Here is a 2,821-nt window from a genome sequence, read left to right as displayed (position 1 = left end):
GTAAAAAAGTATTCTTCTTATTTCCGGGCAAGGTAGCGGTCGACGACGATATAGTCCTTGATATCCTTGACAGCTTCAAAGGAGACCTTTAAGATCTTGTCGTCTTCCATGTCATAGTTCGAGGTATCGAAACTGGCGTCCGGGTGGACGAGCATCTCGACAACCTGGCCGGAGTCGAAGTCAACCCGGAGGTTCTTTAAAGTGCCAATGACCTTTCCGTCATTGCTCATCACTTTTTTTCTTGAGAGGGTGCGGGCAAATACACGAGTCATAAAAAAATTGACGATGTATAAATATTTAAATTGTTCTGAATTGGCGGCAAAAAGGAGTTTTTTTTTAAAAGAGCAGAAATAAACGTTATTTGAACATTTCTGCGGCCATCCTGACATCGGTACCCCGGAGGGTCTTCCGGCCGGCATGGTCCGCCATCTTCTTTGCTTCCTTTGCAAGAAGCGCCCCGTACTCCTCCATCAGGCCGGCAAGGGTCTCGGTGGCATCCGCGCTGACCCGATCGGCGCCGGCTTTTTTGATGATCCGTTCAACTGCTGCTTGGGATATTTCTGTCATGATACACTGATCCTCCCATAAAAAATTGCGGGGAATATGTAAAGATATTGTGATTTAAAGCGACGGAAAGACCCGGATGATGTCCGACTGCGTGATGATGCCAACAGGCTTTCCCTCATCCATGACAATCAGCCGGCCGATCTCGCGTTCCTTGAACTGCCGGATGACCTCGAACAACTTGAGGTCAGAAGGTGCCTCGATAACGTTCATGGTCATGCAGGATGCGACCTTTGTTGTGAGCGGGAGCTCCTTCTCAACGGCTTTTGCAATGTCGCTCATGGTGATGATACCAACAAGTTTCCCGTTGTCGACAACCGGTGCACCATGGATGCGGTGGCGGTTGAAGAGCGAGAGGACATCCATTAAGGAATCGGTGCTCTTCAGCGTGATCAGGGGTGACGACATGTAGTGTTTGATCGACCGCTTCGGGAGCGAGATGATCTCGGTGGTCGAGATGAGGAGGGACTGTTTTACTTCATCCTTTCCAAAGACCTCGCCGCGGATCAGGAGCTTGTTGACCGGGGTTGGCCCGATTGTGACCTGGTCACCGATATCGAAGAGCTTTGCACTGCCGACCAGCTTGATGACCGCATGGCAGATGTCGGGGTGGCAGAGGGTGGTGAAATCGACTTCCTGGACATGTGCCCCCCGGACCTCTTCTCCGTTCCGGCTGATCGGCACATCGTAGTCACCTTCGGCAGTGCTCATGTTGAGCTCCCGGTACGCGGTCTCCGTGGGGATGTAGCCCCCTTTCGGCCCGGGAACACCGTCAACAAGCCCGATGGCCTTCAAGGCCTGCATCTGGTTTCTCACCGTCCCGGGATTCCTCTGGATCATCTCTGCGATCTCCTCGCCCTTGATCGAGTGCGAGTGCTGGTGATAGAGGGTAATTAAGGTGATGAGGATATCCTTCTGGATGAGGGACAGGTCCATAACGATAATCCGTTTGACGTTCCATAATAAATAGGTAGGCAGGCCGGCTGTGGAATTCGAGAAGATGCCAACGGTGCCCACTGCGGATGAGATCCTTGACCGGAGTTTCCGCCGTGCGGCAAAGAAGATGAAGGAGAAGACCAACAAGGAGCGGGCGAACCAGGAGTTCGTACGGGCCGTGGGTGCAGCAATCCATGACCGGCTCGTGTACATCATCCGGGGGTTTCCCGAGTTCGAGAAGATCCACCCGTTTTACCGTGACCTTGCAGAGATCCTGTACGGGATCGACCGGATCAAGCAGTCGCTTGGGGCGGTTGGCTGGGCGGCAAAGCACACCAAGATGGTGGGAAACCAGCTCGCGTTCCAGTCCCGGAGAGCCGAGGACACGCTGGTTGTCCGGAAGCGGGCCGTGGCCCGGCTCGCCTCGATGGTCCACCAGATCGATAAGGACCTGCACTTTTTAAACGAGGTGCGGAATGTCCTGCGGACCCTTCCCAATATCGAGCAGGGCTTTACGATTGTCATTGCCGGGTACCCGAACGTGGGGAAATCCTCGTTCATCCGGCGGGTCTCTTCTGCTGACCCGGAAGTTGCCTCGTACCCGTTCACCACCAAGGGAATCATCGTAGGCCACCGGGACATGGGCCGCGAGCGGATCCAGTTCGTGGACACCCCCGGCATCCTTGACCGCCCGGTAGAGGAGCGGAACGCGATCGAGAAGCAGGCGCTCTCCGCGATCATGAACGTGGCGGATGTCATCCTCTTCATCACCGATCCTTCCGAGCACTGCGGGTACCCGATGAGCGTGCAGCTGAGCCTGCTCGAAGAAGTGAAGAGCATGGTTAACGTCCCGGTCATTGTTGTCGCGAACAAGTCGGACCTCACGGTTGCCGAAGGGTACATTACCATGTCGACCGCGGATGGGACCGGTGTCGATGCGGTGCTTGCCGAACTCCTCACGCACAAGCCGGAGCCGGAAGCAAGGAGGAGGTCGGAGGATATCCGGTCTGCACTCCCGCAGGAGCCGGAAGAGGCGGTGGTGTATACGGAAGAGGGTATGCTCGGGGCGGATGCCCCCCGGCGGAAGCGGGTGCGCAGGCCGCGGAAGCCGAGGACAAAATCCGGCAATCCCTGAACCGGGAAAAACCGGTTCCAAACCTCAGCCAGACATCGTGCGATTTTCAAAAAAATTTTGTACACCGTCCGACCCCCTCATGCCAGTGCCTGCAGGGAAATGTTACAATTCTACATTTTTTCCGCCGGTGAACTCATGGCACGGAGGGGTCGTGGGGTGTGATACGCTGATCCACTGAGGGGGGGT

4 protein-coding genes are annotated in these 2,821 nt (G+C 55.5%); 1 reads left to right on the top strand and 3 read right to left on the bottom strand.

Going from position 1 to position 2,821, the window contains the following annotated elements:
- Positions 1–17: 17 nt before the first annotated feature.
- From CW742_RS09910 to CW742_RS09900, 3 genes are all read right to left on the bottom strand, one after another.
- Positions 18–272: a PRC-barrel domain-containing protein gene (locus CW742_RS09910; RefSeq protein WP_292419842.1), complete on the bottom strand. Its 255-nt coding sequence runs from the start codon at positions 270–272 to the stop codon at positions 18–20.
- A gap of 85 nt (positions 273–357) precedes the next feature.
- Positions 358–567 carry a histone family protein gene (locus CW742_RS09905; protein ID WP_015284773.1) on the bottom strand — a complete coding sequence of 70 codons (210 nt, stop codon included), beginning with the start codon at positions 565–567 and terminating at the stop codon, positions 358–360.
- A gap of 54 nt (positions 568–621) precedes the next feature.
- Positions 622–1,500, bottom strand: a complete 879-nt coding sequence (locus CW742_RS09900) for a CBS domain-containing protein (RefSeq protein WP_292419844.1) — start codon at positions 1,498–1,500, stop codon at positions 622–624.
- Between the two features lie 64 nt (positions 1,501–1,564).
- Here CW742_RS09900 and CW742_RS09895 point away from each other — a divergent pair, with 64 nt between their 5' ends.
- Positions 1,565–2,635, top strand: a complete 1,071-nt coding sequence (locus tag CW742_RS09895) for a GTPase (RefSeq protein ID WP_292419835.1) — start codon at positions 1,565–1,567, stop codon at positions 2,633–2,635.
- Positions 2,636–2,821 lie beyond the last annotated feature (186 nt).

Source organism: Methanoregula sp., from assembly GCF_002835825.1.
In the GTDB taxonomy this organism is placed as follows: Archaea; Halobacteriota; Methanomicrobia; order Methanomicrobiales; family Methanospirillaceae; genus Methanoregula.
Note: the sequence above shows the minus strand (reverse complement) of the source record. Positions and strands in the feature narration are given on the sequence as shown.

Coding starts and splice junctions, on each gene's coding strand:
- CW742_RS09905 (WP_015284773.1), bottom strand. CDS start 567: ATGACAGAAATATCCCAAGCAGCAGTTGAACGGATCATCAAAAAAGCC.
- CW742_RS09900 (WP_292419844.1), bottom strand. CDS start 1,500: ATGGACCTGTCCCTCATCCAGAAGGATATCCTCATCACCTTAATTACC.
- CW742_RS09895 (WP_292419835.1), top strand. CDS start 1,565: ATGCCAACGGTGCCCACTGCGGATGAGATCCTTGACCGGAGTTTCCGC.
- CW742_RS09910 (WP_292419842.1), bottom strand. CDS start 272: ATGACTCGTGTATTTGCCCGCACCCTCTCAAGAAAAAAAGTGATGAGC.